Source organism: Micromonospora yangpuensis (assembly GCF_900091615.1).
Lineage (GTDB): Bacteria > Actinomycetota > Actinomycetes > Mycobacteriales > Micromonosporaceae > Micromonospora > Micromonospora yangpuensis.
The window spans coordinates 4,576,098-4,592,637 of the sequence record NZ_FMIA01000002.1; the positions used below are offsets into that span (position 1 = coordinate 4,576,098).

Consider the following 16,540-nt stretch of genomic DNA (forward strand, 5'->3'; position numbering starts at 1 on the left):
CGTCGTGTGTCTGCTGGGTCAACTGCCGTCGGACGCCCGGCCGGCGGTCAGGCGGCGAGACCATCGAGTGGGGGTTGGTGGGCGATGCCCAGTGCGGTCTCCACCACCGTCACGAACGCCTCGGCGGCGCGGAGCAGATCGTCGGCCTCCCGGGCGTTGACCACCCGGGGGATGCCGGCCTCGGCAGCGGCTCGTTTACCGGCGGCCGAGGCGAAGAACCGGGCCCACTCGTCGAGCTCCGGGGCGACCGTGCCGAGCAGGACCCACACGCTGGTGACCCGGTTGCGGCGGGCGGGCGAGGGGCGGGCCCGGGCGGCGAGCAACGCCGCGGCCGCCCGCAGCGCCGCCAGGTGGGCGGCCGCGTAGCGCAGACCGTCGGGTCGGGTCTGGGCGGCCTCGGTCAGCCCGCGACGGGCCACCGCGAGCAGTTGGGGCGCGGTGCGGTGGGGCAGTACGTGCGCCGGCACCGTCGGTGCCTGAGCCGGACTGGTAGGCATGTGTCTCCTCCACGGGCCGAAGCGGTCACCTCGCCGGCGGCGGAGCTCAGGAGCCCACACCCCGGCGAGACGTCCAGGCGGCGCGGAGGAAGACGCGCCATGGTGACGACCGGCCGGGTGTGGACGCTTCCCCACACCACACCCGGCCGGCGAAACCGGCGGGTTCGTCGTCCGCCGCCCGGGGGTCGTGGGCGGCGGACGACGTTCCTGCCTGACGGGACCGGACTCGCGACTGCCCGGTGCCCGGCGCGGTCCGCGGAACCGCGCCTGCCGGGAGCCGGTGCCGCGAAACACCTCTCCCGGCGTTGGAACGCACGTACGAGTAAATCGAACACGCGTTCTAACACTGCCGACAGTACACCTCCCCCACGACAAAAACGCAACGTCCGGCCAGCTCCAGCGTGGCGGGGTGTCCGCGGGGGCTAGCCCGGCGTGGAGAGCGAGTTGTACTCCTCGGCGGGCTGCTGACCGGAGAGCTCCCGGATGGCGGCCATGATCTCGTCGGTGGCCGCCCGCCGGGCCCGACCACCGGCTGCACCCGTCGGTGGCGGGGTGAACCGCAGCGGCGTACCGAAGTGCACCGTCAGCCGGCCGGGCCGGGGCAGCCGGGCGCCGACGGGCTGGATCCGGTCGGTGCCGCCGACGGCGACCGGGACGACCGGAGCGCCGGAGGCCAACGCGAGCCAGGCCACCCCGGTCCGCCCACGGTAGAGCCGACCGTCCCGGGACCGGCTGCCCTCCGGGTGGATGCCGAACGCCTGCCCGGCGGCGAGGACCCCGAGCGCGGCGTCCAGGGCCGCCTGCGCGGCACGATGGCCACCCCTGGGTACCGGTACGGCGTCGACGGCGGTCAGCACGGTCCGCAACAGCCAGCCCTTCACCCCCGGCTGCCGGAAGTACTCGGCCTTGGCCAGGAAGGCCACCGGGCGGGGCGCGACCAGCGGGACGACGAAGCTGTCCAGCACGGACAGGTGGTTGACGGCCAGGATCACCGGCCCCTGCCGCGGGATGTTCTCCCCGCCCCGGACCTCCGCCCGGAACAGCAGCCGCACCAGCGGGGCGAGCACCGATCGTGCGGTCGTCTGCAACAGCATCTCGTCCCCCCGGGGGCGTCGGTACGGGCGTGGCGGCGGGTGGGCGGCCACCGCGCACATTGTCTACGGGCACCGCGCACCCGCTCCCCGCGCCCGCCGCAACTCCCACCGCATGCAAGTCCCATGAACGGGGCCAGGTCCGGTGTACGACAGGCGGCAAACCGCGCACTCCGTTGACACGAATAATCACGCGCTGCTTCCCTGTCGACATCGCGCGGACGAATGTTCCGCAATTTTTCGACAGCAGTAACAATCGGAGGGAACCGTGTCGCACAGCCCGTTCCACCGCAGCGTCGCCAGCCGGCTGCTCATCCTTTCCGCACTCGTCCTGCCGCTGTTGTACGCCACCGGCGCGACCGCCGCCCCGACAAGAACCACCGACCGTGCAGGAACCATCGACCGCGCCGGAACCGCCGACCCCGCAGGTACCGCCGGAACCGCCGGTCCGGCCGCAACCGGTGTCCCGGCGACGGTCGACGCCGACGGCACCGCCCGGTTCACCCGCGCCGCCGGCCCGGCCACCGACCCGGCGCGGTACTGGACGGCCCGGCGACTGGCCGCCGCGACCCCGCTGGACGAGACGGCGAAGACGGCGGCCGCCACCGGGGGCGCGCGCACCCCACTGCCCCGGCCCGACGCCGTGGTCCGGTACGCCACCGGCGAGGCCGCCCCGGCCGCGGCCGCCCGACGGGCGGTGCAGCTCAACGAGTCGATCACGGTCGGGAAGATCTTCTTCACCAACTCGACCACCGGTGCGGGCAACTACTGCTCCGCGAGCGTGGTCAACAGCGCCGCGCGCAACATGGTCTTCACCGCCGCGCACTGCCTGCACGACGGGCCCGGTCGCACCTGGCACACCGCGAACTGGATGTTCGTCCCGTCCTACCGGGACGGCGCGCGGCCCTACGGCAGCTGGAGCTGGTCGACCCTGGCCGTGCCGAGCGGGTGGGTCAGCACCCGCGAGCGGCAGTACGACGTCGGCGTGGCGCTGGTGATCGGCAGTCGCTCCGTGGTCGACGCGGTCGGCGCCAACGGCCTGTTCACCGGGGGCGGCCGGACGTACCACTACGACATCTTCGGCTACCCGGGCAACCGCAGCGGTGGCGAGGTGCAGTGGGTCTGCTCCGGCACCTCCTCCGACGGCGGCAGCAACCGGATCGAGATGGGCTGCCCCTGGGGCGGCGGGGCCAGCGGCGGCCCCTGGTACTACCGCTACGACAACAGCACCAGAATCGGCGACGTACACGGGGTGACCAGTTACACCAACGATCGCGACAATCCCTCGTACATCGGTTCTCCGTATTTCTCGGACGCCGTTGTCGGCACCCTCTACCGGACGTACGCCAACCGGACCTGGTGACCGACGGGGACGCAATTTACATTCACTTTCCGGGGGCGTCCCGGCCAGCTCGACCGGGACGCCCCGAATCAGTTTCCGCCGCCTGCCGACACCGGTGCGTGGCACGATGGACGAGATGGCACGGAGCCACGAAGGGAGTTTGGCGATGACCGGTCGAGCCGTGATCGGAGCGGGCGTCGCCGTCCTCGTGCTGCTCGGTGGGGCCGCCGGAGTCGCCGGGTGGCTGCGGGTCGGCGGTGACCGGCCGGTCGGCGGCCCGCCCGCCGGGATCAGCGAGACGACCCGCTCCACCAGCGCCCCGCAGGAGGCCGCGGAGTACTGGACCCCGGAGCGGATGCGCGACGCCGAACCGGCCCCGATGCCCGAGGGGCGCACTCCCTGACCCGCCCGGCCGACGAGGCCACCGCCCGGGCACCGGCGAGATGGAACGCCAGGTACCGGGGAGATCCCGGGGACCGGCACCGGGGACAATGGCCGGCATGCCCGGTACCCCGGAGTTGGTCACCCTGCACGTGTGGCGGATCCGCCCGAGCGCGCTGCCCCGGGCGCTGGTCCGGATGGCACTCGACCCACGCCGGTTGCGGGCCACCGACGGCGTCCGGTTCGGCAAGGTGCTCGGCACCGGGACCGGCACCGGTTTCGGCCCCGGCGACGCCGACCCGACCCGCTGGGCGGCGCTGACCGTGTGGGACGACCCGAGCGCCGCCGCCCGGTTCGACACCTCGCCGGTCGGCCGGGCCTGGGCCCGCCTCGCCGCCACCGCCGTCCGGGTCGACCTGCGCCCGCTGAGCAGCCGGGGCGAGTGGTCCGGCCAGCGCCCCTTCGGTGACCCGCCCGGCGGCCGGGTCGACGGGCCGGTGCTGGCGCTGACCCGGGCCCGGCTGCGTCCGGCCCGGACCCTCACCTTCTGGCGGGCGATACCGCCGGTGGCCGCCGCCCTGCACGCCGCGCCGGGTCTGCTCGCCCGCTTCGGCGTCGGCGAGGCCCCGCTCGGTTGGCAGGGCACGGTCACCGTGTGGCGCGATCCGACGGACCTGGTCGGGTTCGCGTACCGTCACCCCGAGCACCGGGCGGCGATCACCCGGACCGCCAGCGAGAACTGGTACGCGGAGGAGCTTTTCGCCAGGTTCGCGGTGCGGGACGTGGTCGGTGACCGGACGGTGCTGGGTTGGGTCGCCGACGGCGACGCGGGAACGGTGAGGGGCGGACAGGCGTGAGGTTGGTGCGGTGGACGCCGGACGATCTCCTGCGGCGGCTGGACGACGTGGTCGCCGTCTACGGCGAGGCGATGAACTACCGCGCCGGCCTGTTGGAGGCCCGACGTGGTTACATCGCCACCCACGTCCGCCGCCCCGACTTCCGCGCGGTGGCCAGCCTGACCCGCGAGGGTCACCTGGCCGGTTTCGGGTACGGCTACCGGGGATCGGCCGGCCAGTGGTGGCACGACCAGGTGTACCGGGCCCTGGCGGTGCCGGAGCGGCAGCGCTGGCTGACCGACTGTTTCGAGGTGGTCGAGTTGCACGTCCGGCCCGCGGCGCAGGGCCACGGTCTGGGTGCCCGACAGCTGCGGGCGCTGCTCGGCATGGCCCCGGGTGGCACCACCCTGCTCTCCACGCCGGAGGCCGACGAGCAGACCTCACGGGCCTGGCGGTTGTACCGCAGGTTCGGTTTCGTCGACGTCCTGCGGCACTTCCACTTCCCCGGCGACGAGCGCCCCTTCGGCGTACTCGGTCGGGACCTGCCGTTGGCCCCGGCCGAGCAGGGCCCGTCGTGACCCGGCACCGGCTGCCCTGGCTGATGCTGGGCGCGTTGATCCTGGCCCAGATCTGCTACCCGTTGACCACCGGCGACACCCGGGCCGGGCTGACCGTGGCCACGGTGGTGCTGGGCTACCTGCTCTCGGTCGGCCACGCCCTGCTGACCCGGGGGCCCCGGACGGCGGCGGCGCTGGTCGCGGTGGCCACCGGCGGCGGCTTCGCCATCGAGGCGCTCGGGGTGGCCACCGGTTTCCCGTTCGGCACCTACGACTACTCGGGTGAGCTGGGCCCGAAGCTCGCCGGGGTGCCGTTGATCATCCCGTTGGCCTGGACCTGGATGGCCTGGCCGGCCTGGCTGGCCGCGGTCCGGCTCACCGGCGGGCCGGGACGGCTGCGACCGCTGCGCCGGATCGCGCTGGCCACCGTGGGGCTGGCCGCCTGGGACCTCTTCCTCGATCCGCAGATGGTCGCCGAGGGGTACTGGCGCTGGTTGAACGCCACCCCGGCGCTGCCCGGCCTGCCCGGCATCCCGGTCAGCAACTACCTGGGCTGGTTGCTCTTCGCGGTGCTGATGATGAGCGCGCTGCGGCCGCTGGCCGGGGCGGCGGTGGAGCACACCGGGCCGGCCGACCACCCGATGTTCGCGCTCTACCTGTGGACGTACTTCTCCAGCGTGCTGGCCCACGCGGTCTTCCTGGACCTGCCCGCCTCGGCGGTGTGGGGCGGGGTCGGCATGGCGGTGACCGCGGTGCCGCTGGCGGTGACCCTCGGCCGGCACCGCCGTCGCAGCCCACGACCCGACCGGCGGGACGAGCCGGTCGACGCCGGCGCGGTCGGCTGACGTGGGCCCCGGCCGCGGGTGCCGTGAGGTGAGCCGGTGACCGTCCTGTTCGCCCTGGTGCTCGGCGTCGCCGTGCTCACCGCGCACACCTGGGTCAACGCCACCCGCTGGCTGCGCCGACCCGGTGACCGACCGGCCGGGGTCGACGAGCCGGTCGCGGTGCTGCTGCCGCTGCGCGACGAGGCCGACCGGGTCGGTCCGTGCCTGTCCGCCCTGCTGGCCCAGCGAGGCGTGGCCGACCTGCGGATCGTGGTGCTCGACGACGGTTCCACCGACGGCACCGCCGAGGTGGTCCGGGCGACCGTCGGCGACGATCCGCGGGTCGACCTGCGCACCGGGGTCAGCCCGCCACCGGGTTGGCTGGGCAAGCCGCACGCCTGCCACCAGCTCGCCGGGCAGGCCGGCGCGGCGGGCGTCCTGGTCTTCGTCGACGCCGACGTGGTGCTCGCCCCGGACGCGGTCGCGGCGGCGGTCGGCGAGCTGCGGGCGGCCCGGGCCACCCTGCTGTCGCCGTACCCGAGGATTCTGGTGGGGTCGGTGGCCGAGCGGCTGATCCAGCCGCTGCTGCAGTGGTTGTGGCTGACCTTCCTGCCGCTGCGGGCGATGGAGGCCTCGGCACGGCCGTCGCTGGCCGCCGCCGGCGGGCAGTTCCTGGTGGTCGACCGGGCCGGGTACGACGCCGCCGGTGGCCACGCGGCCGTGCGTGACCGGGTGCTGGAGGACATCGAGCTGGCGCGGGCGGTGAAGCGGGCCGGCGGCCGGATCGCGCTGGCCGACGGTTCCCGGCTGGCCAGCTGCCGGATGTACCAGGACTGGCCGCAGCTGCGCGACGGCTACAGCAAGTCGCTCTGGGCCACCTTCGGGCACCCCGCCGCGGCGGCGGTCGTGGTCGGTCTGCTGCTGGCCCTCTACACCGTTCCCGTCCTGCTGGCCGTCGTCGCCGCGGTGGCCGGCGCGCCGCTGGTGACATTCGTCGCGTCGACCGGGTACCTGCTCGGGGTCCTCGGGCGGGTGATCAGCGCCCGGGCCACCGGCGGACGGTGGTGGCCCGACGCGCTGGCCCACCCGGTGTCGGTCGTGGTTCTCGGCTGGCTGACCCTGCGGTCGTACCATCTGCGGAAGCGGCGCCGATTGTCCTGGCGGGGCCGCCCGGTGACCTAGGAGGCGCGACATGGCACGGATCGTGGTCATCGGCGCTGGGGTGGGCGGGTTGGCCACCGCCGCCCGGCTGGCCGCGGGCGGGCACGAGGTCACCGTCTGCGAACGGGCCGAGACCGTCGGCGGCAAACTCGGCAGGTACGTCCACGACACCCCGACCGGCCCGTTCCACTTCGACACCGGCCCGAGCCTGCTCACCCTGCCGCAGGTCTTCACCGACCTGTTCGAGGCCACCGGAGCCAAGCTCGACGAGTACCTCGACCTGCTGCCGCTGGACCCGATCGTCCGGCACGTCTTCGCCGACGGCGGCCCCACCCTGGACTCCTGCGCCGACCCGGAGGTCTTCGCCACCCGGATCGCCGCCGCGTTCGGCGATCGGGCCGCCGCCGACTGGCAACGGCTGTGGCGGCGGGCCGGCCGGGTCTGGGACGCCTCCTGGCGGGACATCCTGCGCCGCAGCGTGGACTCGCCCCGCGACCTGGCCGCGTTGGCCTGGCGCCTGGGCGACCTGGCCGCCATCGCACCGGGGCGGACCCTGCGCGGGCTGGGCCGGCGGCACCTGCGCGAGCCGGGGCTGCGGATGCTGCTGGACCGGTACGCCACCTACACCGGCGCCGACCCGCGCCGCGCCCCGGCCGCGCTGGTCGCCGTCCCCTACGCCGAGTTGACCTTCGGCGGCTGGTACCTGCGCGGCGGGCTGGGCACCCTCGCCGACGCGCTGCTGTCGCGCTGCCTGGACCTCGGCGTGGTGGTGCAGACCGGAGCCACGGTGACCCGGATCGACGCCGCCGGCGGCCGGGTCCACGGGGTACGCCTCGCCGGCGTCGCCGCGCCGCTGCCCGCCGACGTGGTGGTGGCCAACGTCGACGCGCTCACCGTCTACCGGGACCTGCTGCCCGACCCGCGCCGGCTGGCCGGCCTGGCCGACCGGAGCCTGGCCGGCTTCGTGCTGCTGCTGGGCGTCGCCGGGAACTCCGGCCTGGCCCACCACAACGTCTTCTTCCCCCGCGACTACGACGCCGAGTTCGACGCGGTCTTCGGCGACCCGGGACGGGGCGTACCGGCCCGACCGGCCGTCGACCCCACCGTCTTCGTCACCGTCGCCGACGACCCGATGGTCCGCCCGGACGGCCACGAGGCGTGGTTCGTGCTGGTCAACGCCCCCCGCCAGGGCACCGCCGGATCGGCGGTCGACTGGCGTCGACCGGGGCTGGCCCAGGCCTACGCCGACCGGATCCTCGACGTGCTCGCCGAGCGGGGAGTGGACGTACGCGACCGGGTGCTGTTCCGCGAGATCCGTACCCCGGCCGACCTGGACACCGCCACCGGCGCCCCCGGTGGCGCGATCTACGGCACGGCCGGTGGCCTGCTACGCCCGGCCAACCGGGGCCCGGTCGCCGGGCTGTTCCTGGTCGGCGGCTCCAGCCACCCCGGAGGCGGGCTGCCGATGGTCACCCTCTCCGCCCAGATCGTCGCCACCGAAATCGGCCCCGCAGCGTAAGGAAGGGCCCCCTGTTAACGCATTCGGTAGAGAGGGGCACCCCTCTCACACCCCGGACCGTCAGGGACCGCAACGAACGCAGGCGGGACGCGGGCAGGCGGGGCGGGTCCAGGGCGGGGCGGGTCAGGTGGTGGCGAGCAGGGAACGGCGTACGGCGGAGAGCAGTTGCCCCAGCCCGAAGCCGGCCAGCAGCACCCAGACCGTGGCGACCATGGTGCTGGTGCCCGCGGCCAGGTCCAGCTGGATCAGCCCGGCCAGCCCGACCACCAGCAGCCCCAGCAGCGCCACGCAGACCCGGGTGGGCCGCTCCCCCACGGTCACCGCGCCGATCTCCCGCATCCCGGCCGAGACCGCGCGGGCCCGGACGTACTCGTGCAGCCAGGACAGCGCGCCCCCGGCGACCACCAGCGCTCCCGGCGCACCGAGCAGCCAGAACGCCACCAGCCAGGCGATCTCGCCGAGCCGGTCGGCGACCGAGTCGTAGACGTAGCCGAGCCGGGTGCTCCGGCCGGTCGCCACCGCCAGCGCGCCGTCGACGCTGTCGGCAACCGCGGCCAGCAGGACGAACAACGCGCCGAGGAACGGCCCGTTCGGTGGGCGTACGGCGAACAGCGGCACACAGAAGCAGAGCAGCACCCCGGCCACGGTCACCGCGGTCGGGGTGACCCGCAGCCGGCCCAGGACGTACCCGAGGTGGTAGGCGAAGCGAAGCCAGCCGCGGACCACCGGGGCGGCCACCCGGGGGTCGAAACCGCCGTGCAGCCGCGCCCAGGTGGTCGCGTACTCGTCCCAGTTCAGCTGTCTGCCCACCACGGATCAACCCTCGAAGCGGGTGTCAGGTGTCGCGGCAGCAGCCCTCACACCCGCGCGCCGACCTGCAGGTTCTGCCAGACCTCACGGGTGGCGGTGGAACGGTTGAGGGTGATGAAGTGGATGCCCGGCACACCTTCGTCGAGCAGTCGGCGACACATCTCGCTGGCCTGCTCGACACCGAGCCGACGGACCGCCTCCGGGTCGTCGCGGACCCGGTCGAAGCGCTCGGCCAGGGCGGCCGGGAACGGCGCGCCGGACAGTTGGGCGGAGCGCTCGATGGTGCTCATCTGGGTCACCGGCATCACCCCGGCCAGGATCGGGGTGTCGCAGCCGGCCGCCGCGACCCGGTCGCGCAGCCGCAGGTACTCGTCGGCGTCGAAGAACATCTGGGTGATCGCGAACTCGGCACCGGCCCGGCACTTGCGGACGAAGTACTCGGTGTCGCTCGTCACGTCCAGCGACCGCGGGTGCTTGTGGGGGAAGGCGGCCACCCCGACGCTGAAGTCGCCCGACTCGCGGACCAGCCGCACCAGGTCCTCGGCGTAGCGCACCCCCTCGGGGTGGCAGATCCACTCCCCACCGGGGTCGCCGGGCGGGTCACCCCGCACGGCCAGCACGTTGCGCACCCCCACCCCGGCGAGCCGGCCGATGACGTTGCGCAGCTCGGCGACGGAGTGGTTGACCGCGGTCAGGTGGGCCATCGGCAACAGGGTGGTCTCGGTGGCGATCCGCTCGGTCACCGCGACCGTGGTGTCCCGGGTCGAGCCGCCGGCGCCGTAGGTGATCGACACGAACGAGGGACGCAGCGGCTCCAGCTCCCGGATCGCCTGCCAGAGCAGGCGTTCGCCCTGCGCGGTCTTGGGCGGGAAGAACTCGAAGGAGAAGGTGGGCCGACGGGCACGGATCAGCTCGCCGATAGCCGGCTCTGGGGGAAGGACGGAGGGAAGACCGAGTGCCACCCCACGACTCTAGCGGGCGACGCCCCGCACGCCACGCCCTTCCCACGCCGGCCGCGCCCGTGGCGGCCGGAAGTGTCGTACCCCGGGGGTAGACAGGGACCAGCGCGGTGGGCAGCCGGCCACCCCGGGGGTACGCACCACCCCGGGGTACGGGTCAGCCGGTCGGACGCCGCGCGGGGGTCAGTGCTTCTGGTGGCGTCGACCGTCCCGTCCGTCGGGTGGGTCGCCGCCGCCACGTCGACGTCTGCCCCGGAGGTTGCCGTGCCACCGCCCGAGTCGTCCGGCCCGCCGCTGATCGGGCCGCTGATCGCCCAGCTCCGACTTGCCCGGAGGTGGAGCCAGCCCCGGCTCGCCGCCGAGCTCTGTGCCGTCTCCGACGTGCCGACGCTGGGCCGGCACGAGATATCCCGGTGGGAACGCCAGTTGCGGGTGCCCGGCGACTTCTGGCTCGGATGGCTCGCCGTGGTCCTGGCGGTGCCGGTCGCACTGCTGGTCGAGGCGGCGACGCGGACCCGGTCGCTCGGCACCGCACCGGCCGTCGTCGGGGCCCGCTCCCGGTCGGCGCTGCTGGCCCTGGCCCAGCGCTGGCTGCTCGACCCGGGTGACCCGTCGTTCGCTGCCGCAACCGGCTGGCTGCCGCCCACCGGACCGCCCACCGGAGCCGGGGCAGCGCCACCCACCGGAGTTCCGGCCCTGCCACCGGCCGGAGCCGGGCAGCCACCGCCGACGGGAGTCCCGGCGTTACCGCCCACCGGGCCGGTCGACCGGTCCGCCGAGGTCATCCGGCTGGCCGAGCTGCGCCGACTGGACGACCTGAGCGGTGGGGCGGAGCTGTCCGGGATCGGGTTCAGCTGGCTCCGGCGCGTCGCCCGGGCATCGAGCGAGGCCACGCCGGTCGACCGACGCCGGTTGCTGCCGGTGCTGGCCGAGACGGCACAGCTCTGCGGCTGGCTCGCGGCCGATGCCGGCGCGCCGACGGACGCCCTGGAGGCGTACCGCTTCGGGTTGCGGGCCGCCGGCGCCGCCGGTGATCCGGCGCTCGCCGGGCACCTGCTCGGCTCGGCCAGTCACCTGCTCGCCTCGGTCGGCGACCCGCACGGGGCGCTCGTCCTGGCCCGTACCGGGTACGCCGGTTGTCACACCGTCGCCAGCCCCCGGCTGCGGGCCCTGTTGCTGCACCGGATCGCGCTGGCCGCCGCGCTTGGCGGCCGACACCAACCGGCACGGTGTGCGTTGGCCGCCGCCCAACGGGCCGCCGACCGGGTCGAGGAGGATCGCGAGCCGCCCTGGCTCTACTGGGTGGACGGTCCGGAGCTCGCCGCGATGACCGGACGTGCCCTGGTGGTGTTGCGCCGCCCGCGACGTGCCGTGGCCCTGTTGGGCGTGGGGCAGGGCTCGGGGCGCCCCCGCAGCGGGGCTGTCTACGGCGGCTGGCTCGCCCGCGCCCACCTGCAGCTCGGTGAGGTGGAACAGGCCTGCGCGGTGGCCGACGACGCGCTGCTCGACGCGGTACGCGCCGGCTCACCCCGGGCGGTGACCCAGCTGACCGCCGTACGCCGAGGGCTCGCGCCGCACCGCCACCGGCAACCGGTACGCCGGCACCTCGCACTGGTTGCGGCCGCCGGCCCGTACCTGCCCCGCCCGGTCACCGGGTCCCGCCCCGACCCGACGGACCGGACCGCCCCACCCGTTGGGAACGGCGGAGCCGACCGACCCGGTACGCCGGCCCGGAGGGGTCCGGGCGGCCGAACGGGCAGCTCGGTCCGACCGGTCGTCGGTCGGCCGAACGGCGGACGGGCGGCGCGTCGGACCGACGGTCGTGCGGCGACACATTCTGAGACCGGCTAGCGTCGTGACGTGACCCACGCTGCCCCAGTTTCCCCAGTCGACCGCGCGGATCTTCGGCAACGTGTCGACAAGGCCCTGACGGAGTTCCTTACCGACCAGCGGAGCTGGATGGCCGGTGTCGATGCGGCGCTGGCCCCGGTGGCCGAGTCGATCGAGACGTTCGTGCTCGGCGGCGGCAAGCGGCTGCGCCCCGCGTTCGCGTACTGGGGCTACCGTGGGGCGGGCGGGATCGACTCCGACCAGGTGGTGACCGCCCTGGCGGCACTGGAGTTCGTGCAGGCCAGCGCCCTGATCCACGATGACCTGATGGACCGCTCGGACACCCGGCGAGGCGAGCCGTCGGTGCACCGCAGCTTCGCTGCCCGGCACCGTCGCGCCGGCTGGGGTGGGGACGCGGACGGCTTCGGCGACGCGGCGGCGATCCTCCTCGGTGACCTGTGCCTGGTCTGGTCGGACGAGTTGCTGCACTCGGCCGGGTTGCCGCCGCAGACGGTCGCCCGGGCCCGCCCGGTCTTCGACGAGATGCGCACCGAGGTGACCGTGGGCCAGTACCTCGACGTGCTGACCCAGGCCACCGGCGACACCTCGCTGGAACGGGCCGGCAAGGTCGCCCGGTACAAGTCGGCGAAGTACACGGTCGAGCGGCCGTTGCTGCTGGGCGCCGCGCTGGCCGACGCGCCGGCGGACGTCCGGACGGCCTACTCGGCGTACGGTCTGCCGCTGGGCGAGGCCTTCCAGTTGCGCGACGACGTGCTGGGGGTGTTCGGCGATCCCGCGCAGACCGGCAAACCGGCCGGGGACGACCTACGCGAGGGCAAGCGGACGTACCTGGTCGCGGCGGCGGTCGAGACGACCGACGACGCCGGTCGGGAGTTGCTGCTGGGCCGGCTCGGCGACCCGGACCTGGACGAGGCGGGCGTGGCCGAGCTGCGGGAGCTGATCGTGGCGAGCGGGGCGCTGACCCGCGCCGAGCAGCGGATCGTCACGCTCACCGACGCGGCGCTGGCCGCGTTGACCGCCGTCGACCTCGACACCGAGGCCCGGCAGGCACTTGTCGATCTCGCCATCGCCGCCACCCGACGGGCCGACTGAGCCCGCACCGGACCCCACCGGCCCCGGTCGACCCGACCATGTCCGATCTGGCACGGGCCGACCAGGACCGATCTGGCGCGGCCCGGCCAGGACCGGTGGGCGCCGGTCAGAAACCGAGCGCCTGGGCCCGGCGCTTGACCTCCCGGGCTAGGTCGCCACCGAGGGCTACCGCCGGGGTGCCGGGCAGCGTGTCGTCCGGCTCGTAGAGCCAGCGCAGCACGGCCTCGTCGTCGTAGCCGGCGTCGGCCAGCAGGTTGAGCACGCCGGGCAGATGCTTGAGCACGGTCTCGTTGGCCACCAGGTCGGCGGGGATCCGGCGGACCCCGTCGCGGCGGACGGCGAGCAGCTCACGGTCCCGGATCCGCTGGTGGACCTTGCTGATCGGCAGGTCGAGACGCTCGGCGACATCGGGCAGGGTCAGCCAGCCGGCCGGATCGGTCGGTCCGGCCAGTTCGGTCGGCCCGGTGCGGTCGCGGCCGGTCGCGGCCTGGTCGGCGGGTACTGGTTCGGTCACCCGGTCACCCTGCCACGCGACCGGACGGCACGGCCACCGGCACCCCCACCCGAGGGCCGGCGGATGGGATCCGACGGGACGCAGAGGCACCGTGAGCTGCTCTTACGTACGAGGACACCGGTTGTCGGAGGCTGGCTGTAGCATCCTGTTCTGCCCTGGCCCCCACAAGACTTAGACTTCTCGCCGATGGACACACAGGTCGCCGACACGCTGCTTGGCTCGCTGCTCGACGGGCGCTACCGCATCCGCGGTCGCGTGGCCCGTGGTGGCATGGCGACCGTGTACACCGCCACCGACGAGCGGCTCGAACGCACCGTGGCGGTCAAGATCATTCACCCGAGCCAGGCGCCCGAGGCACGCAACCGGCTGCCGGGCTTCGTGCAGCGGTTCACCGACGAGGCCAAGACGATCGCCCGGTTGACCCACCCCAACGTGGTGGCGGTCTACGACCAGGGCATCCACCGGGGCCTGCCGTACCTGGTCATGGAGTACGTCCGGGGTCGGACGCTGCGCGACGTGCTCGGCGAGCGGCGTCGGCTCAACCCGGACGAGGCGTTGGCCATCACCGAGCAGATGCTCGCCGCGCTCGCCGCCGCCCACCGGGCCGGGGTGGTGCACCGCGACGTCAAGCCGGAGAACGTGCTGGTCGCCGAGGCACCCACCGGCGGGCCGGCGAACCTGGTCGACAGCGTGGTCAAGGTCGCCGACTTCGGTCTGGCCCGGGCGGTGGAGGCCAGCGCGGACTCCGCCGACGGCAACCAGCTGATGGCCACCGTGGCGTACGTGGCCCCGGAGCTGGTCACCCACGGGCACGCCGATCCACGCACCGACGTGTACTCCGCCGGGATCGTGCTCTTCGAGATGCTCACCGGTCGGGTGCCGTACGACGGGGACCGTCCGGTGGACGTGGCCTGGCAGCACGTCGACCGGGACGTGCCGGCCCCCTCGACCCTGGTGCCGGGGCTGCCCCGGGTGCTCGACGAGTTGGTCGGCCGGGCCACCCGACGGGACCCCGGCGCCCGCCCGACCGATGCCGGTGCCCTGCTCGCCGAGGTGCAGGTGGCCCGGGAGGACCTGGGCAACGCGAACACGCACACCGCGGTCATCCGGCGGGTGACCGACGACGTCACGCCGATCGCACAGCCGACCATGGCGGTCGCGGCGGTCCAACCGGCGCAGCGGCCGTCCTGGGCCCGACTGCCGGAGGCCGAGGCCCGGCCGCACCGACGGCGGGCCGCACCGGAGCCGTCCGGCGTGGGGGCACGGCTGGCCACCGTCCGGGAACGGCTGGCTGCCGGCGCCCAGGGCCGGTTGGGCATCGCCGCCGTCATCGTGCTCCTCGGCCTGCTCGCCACCGCCGGTGGCTGGTGGTTCGGGGTGGGCCGCTACACGGTCGCGCCGGAGCTGACCAGCCTGACCAAGGCCGAGGCGGAGAACCGGGCCGACCGGGCCGGGTTCACCGTGGTCTACGCCGACCCGCAGTTCGACGCGCAGGTCCCCCGGGACGGGGTGCTCCGCCAGGAGCCGGCGTCGGCCGGCCGGATCCTCAAGGGCGGGACGATCACCCTGACCCTGTCGCTGGGCCCGGAGCAGTTCCCGGTGCCCGACGTGGTCGGCAAGGACTTCGAGCTGGCCGAGACGGACCTGCTCAACGCCCGGTTGGTGGTGGAGAAGGGCAGCGCCCGCTTCGACGACAGCCTGCCCAAGGGTGTGGTCGTGGAGACCAAGCCGAAGGCCGGCGAGGAGGTCCGCCCGGACACCAAGATCACCGTCATCCTCAGCAAGGGCCGGGCCCCGATCACCGTGCCGAACCTGGTGGGCAAGAACCTCAACGACGCCCGCTCGACGCTGTCCGGGCTCGGCCTGGAGGTCTCCGAGGATTACCAGGACTCCGACAAGCCCCGGGACGAGATCCTCGACCAGGATCCCAAGAACGGCGCCGGTGTCGAGCGGGGCGCCAAGGTGACGCTCAAGATCAGCAAGGGTCCGCCACAGGTGGGTGTCCCCCGGGTCGTCGACCTGCCCTGTCAGCAGGCCAAGCAGCAGTTGGAGGGCCAGGGCTTCCCGGTCACCGTGCAGTTCAACCCCAACGGCACCGTCCGGTTCCAGAACCCGGGCGAGGGCACCCAGGTCCCGCCCGGCACCTCGATCACCATCGGATGTTTCTGACCATGTCACCGCCCGCCGGCCCGACCGGCCAGCCAGCCCCGGACCGGGCCACCCCGGACCGGCCCGTCGGGGCGCACACGCCGACCTCCGGCGGCCTGGCGAAGGCCACCCTGCCGTACGTCGACGCGACCGGTGCCGAGGTGGCGCAGGTCTACGTCGGCAACTCCCGGGGCTGGGCGCTGCCGCCCGGCGACCCGGGTCAGGACGCGCTGTTCCGCACCGGTTGCGCCGAGCGCGGGCTGCCGGTCTTCATCCACGCCTCGCTGCTGGTCAACCTCGGCTCCCCCACCGCCGAGACGGTCCGCCGGTCGGCCGAGACCCTGGCCCACGCGCTGCGCCGGGGTGCGGCGATCGGGGCGCAGGGCGTGGTCTTCCACGCCGGCAGCGCGGTCGACGCCGGGCACGCCGAGGCGGCACTACGGCAGGTACGCGAGGCGTTGCTGCCGCTGCTCGACGAGGCGATGGCAGCCGAGGGCCCCCGGCTGCTGGTCGAGCCGAGCGCCGGCGGCGGGCGGTCGCTCGCCTCCCGGGTCGAGCACCTCGGCCCGTACCTCGACGCGGTGGACCGGCACCCCTGGCTCGGGGTCTGCTTCGACACCTGTCACGCCTGGGCTGCCGGGCACGACCTGGCCGCCGAGGGCGGAATGACCGCGACGCTGGACACCCTGGCGGCGACGGTGGGCGCGGACCGGCTCCGACTGGTGCACGCCAACGACTCGAAGGACCTCTGCGGCTCCACCCGGGACCGGCACGAGACCATCGGCAAGGGCAGCATCGGCGAGCCGGCCTTCGCCGAGCTGATGACGCATCCGGCCACCGCCGGCGTACCGGTGCTGGTGGAGACGCCTGGTGGCGACCGGGGTGCGGGGCACGCGGCGGACATCACCACCCTCAGACGCCTGCGTCCCTGACCCCGCAGGGCCAGGGACGCAGGCGG

The 16,540-nt window shown here is 74.4% G+C and carries 16 protein-coding genes; 11 read left to right on the top strand and 5 right to left on the bottom strand.

Annotation, left to right across the window (positions count from 1 at the left end):
- Nucleotides 1-47: 47 nt before the first annotated feature.
- Together GA0070617_RS20590 and GA0070617_RS20595 are read right to left on the bottom strand one after the other, a co-directional pair.
- Nucleotides 48-497 carry an SAV_6107 family HEPN domain-containing protein gene (locus GA0070617_RS20590; protein WP_091441159.1) on the bottom strand — a complete coding sequence of 150 codons (450 nt, stop codon included), beginning with the start codon at nt 495-497 and terminating at the stop codon, nt 48-50.
- Nucleotides 498-919: 422 nt separating this feature from the next.
- Entirely contained in the window at nt 920-1,642 is a 723-nt protein-coding gene (locus GA0070617_RS20595; protein WP_308472667.1) for a lysophospholipid acyltransferase family protein, read from the bottom strand.
- Between the two features lie 214 nt (nt 1,643-1,856).
- Here GA0070617_RS20595 and GA0070617_RS20600 point away from each other — a divergent pair, with 214 nt between their 5' ends.
- The 7 genes from GA0070617_RS20600 to GA0070617_RS20630 all read left to right on the top strand — a co-directional run bounded on the left by GA0070617_RS20600 (nt 1,857) and on the right by GA0070617_RS20630 (nt 8,208).
- Entirely contained in the window at nt 1,857-2,951 is a 1,095-nt protein-coding gene (locus GA0070617_RS20600) for a trypsin-like serine peptidase (RefSeq protein ID WP_229688209.1), read from the top strand.
- A gap of 145 nt (nt 2,952-3,096) precedes the next feature.
- Nucleotides 3,097-3,333 carry a hypothetical protein gene (locus GA0070617_RS20605; protein ID WP_091441167.1) on the top strand — a complete coding sequence of 79 codons (237 nt, stop codon included), beginning with the start codon at nt 3,097-3,099 and terminating at the stop codon, nt 3,331-3,333.
- Between the two features lie 97 nt (nt 3,334-3,430).
- Nucleotides 3,431-4,168, top strand: coding sequence for a monooxygenase (locus GA0070617_RS20610; RefSeq protein WP_175440603.1), 738 nt, complete (start codon nt 3,431-3,433; stop codon nt 4,166-4,168).
- Nucleotides 4,165-4,725: a GNAT family N-acetyltransferase gene (locus GA0070617_RS20615; RefSeq protein ID WP_091441174.1), complete on the top strand. Its 561-nt coding sequence runs from the start codon at nt 4,165-4,167 to the stop codon at nt 4,723-4,725. Before GA0070617_RS20610 ends, GA0070617_RS20615 begins: the two co-directional genes overlap by 4 nt.
- Before the next feature lie 23 nt (nt 4,726-4,748).
- Nucleotides 4,749-5,549 carry a carotenoid biosynthesis protein gene (locus GA0070617_RS20620; protein WP_091446825.1) on the top strand — a complete coding sequence of 267 codons (801 nt, stop codon included), beginning with the start codon at nt 4,749-4,751 and terminating at the stop codon, nt 5,547-5,549.
- Between the two features lie 36 nt (nt 5,550-5,585).
- Nucleotides 5,586-6,710, top strand: coding sequence for a glycosyltransferase family 2 protein (locus tag GA0070617_RS20625; protein WP_091441178.1), 1,125 nt, complete (start codon nt 5,586-5,588; stop codon nt 6,708-6,710).
- Between the two features lie 10 nt (nt 6,711-6,720).
- Nucleotides 6,721-8,208: a phytoene desaturase family protein gene (locus GA0070617_RS20630; RefSeq protein WP_091441182.1), complete on the top strand. Its 1,488-nt coding sequence runs from the start codon at nt 6,721-6,723 to the stop codon at nt 8,206-8,208.
- A 123-nt stretch (nt 8,209-8,331) separates the two neighbouring features.
- On the opposite strand, the gene GA0070617_RS20635 is transcribed toward GA0070617_RS20630, so the two are convergent.
- Both GA0070617_RS20635 and metF read right to left on the bottom strand, forming a co-directional pair.
- Nucleotides 8,332-9,021, bottom strand: a complete 690-nt coding sequence (locus GA0070617_RS20635; RefSeq protein ID WP_091441186.1) for a CDP-alcohol phosphatidyltransferase family protein — start codon at nt 9,019-9,021, stop codon at nt 8,332-8,334.
- A gap of 44 nt (nt 9,022-9,065) precedes the next feature.
- Entirely contained in the window at nt 9,066-9,980 is a 915-nt protein-coding gene (gene metF, locus GA0070617_RS20640) for a methylenetetrahydrofolate reductase [NAD(P)H] (protein ID WP_091441189.1), read from the bottom strand.
- A 261-nt stretch (nt 9,981-10,241) separates the two neighbouring features.
- Here metF and GA0070617_RS20645 point away from each other — a divergent pair, with 261 nt between their 5' ends.
- Both GA0070617_RS20645 and GA0070617_RS20650 read left to right on the top strand, forming a co-directional pair.
- Nucleotides 10,242-11,828 carry an NsdA family TPR-like regulatory protein gene (locus GA0070617_RS20645; RefSeq protein WP_091441192.1) on the top strand — a complete coding sequence of 529 codons (1,587 nt, stop codon included), beginning with the start codon at nt 10,242-10,244 and terminating at the stop codon, nt 11,826-11,828.
- Between the two features lie 9 nt (nt 11,829-11,837).
- Nucleotides 11,838-12,920 (top strand): polyprenyl synthetase family protein, encoded by a 1,083-nt coding sequence (locus GA0070617_RS20650; protein WP_091441195.1) that lies wholly within the window; start codon nt 11,838-11,840, stop codon nt 12,918-12,920.
- 106 nt (nt 12,921-13,026) lie between these two features.
- Here the strand turns inward: GA0070617_RS20650 and GA0070617_RS20655 are convergent, their stop codons facing one another.
- Nucleotides 13,027-13,434, bottom strand: a complete 408-nt coding sequence (locus GA0070617_RS20655) for a helix-turn-helix domain-containing protein (protein ID WP_175440604.1) — start codon at nt 13,432-13,434, stop codon at nt 13,027-13,029.
- 186 nt (nt 13,435-13,620) lie between these two features.
- Here GA0070617_RS20655 and pknB point away from each other — a divergent pair, with 186 nt between their 5' ends.
- Together pknB and GA0070617_RS20665 are read left to right on the top strand one after the other, a co-directional pair.
- Entirely contained in the window at nt 13,621-15,603 is a 1,983-nt protein-coding gene (gene pknB, locus GA0070617_RS20660; protein WP_091441197.1) for a Stk1 family PASTA domain-containing Ser/Thr kinase, read from the top strand.
- Between the two features lie 2 nt (nt 15,604-15,605).
- On the top strand, nt 15,606-16,514 hold the full coding sequence (locus GA0070617_RS20665; RefSeq protein ID WP_091441200.1) for a deoxyribonuclease IV: 909 nt from the start codon (nt 15,606-15,608) through the stop codon (nt 16,512-16,514).
- The last annotated feature ends 26 nt before the right edge of the window (nt 16,515-16,540 follow it).